Genomic DNA, 419 nt, shown 5'->3' on the forward strand with positions numbered 1-419 from the left:
GTGGTGCAGGTAGCTCAGCGACGAGTAGCCGGTGCCGAAATCATCGATGGCGATGTGGATGCCCAGCTCGCGGAGCTGGCGCAGCCGCTCCAGCACGGTGTCGCTGCCCTCGATCAGCGCCGACTCGGTCAGCTCCAGGGTGAGCGCCCGGGGCGCCAGGCCGGCCCCGGCGGTGGCCTCGCTGACCGTGGCGATCAGGTCCGGGCGGCGCAGGTGCGCGGCGGCGATGTTCACCGCCACGGTCGCGTCCGGGGCCCGGTCCCGCCAGGTCGCGGCGGCCCGGCACGCCTCGTGGATCACCCACCGGTCGATCGGCACGATCAGCCCCGTCTCCTCCGCCAGCGGCAGGAACCGCGCCGGGGGCAGCAGGCCGAGCCGGGGGTGCCGCCAGCGCACCAGCGCCTCGGCGCTGCGCACCT

Annotated in this window: 1 protein-coding gene; it reads right to left on the reverse strand. The window is 75.4% G+C overall.

Annotated features, from left to right (window positions below; genetic code table 11):
* Positions 1 to 419: EAL domain-containing protein (locus tag GPA27_RS28560; protein ID WP_169143753.1), on the reverse strand; the 419-nt coding region annotated here is incomplete at both ends.

This window comes from Aromatoleum toluolicum, from assembly GCF_012911005.2.
Lineage (GTDB): Bacteria > Pseudomonadota > Gammaproteobacteria > Burkholderiales > Rhodocyclaceae > Aromatoleum > Aromatoleum toluolicum.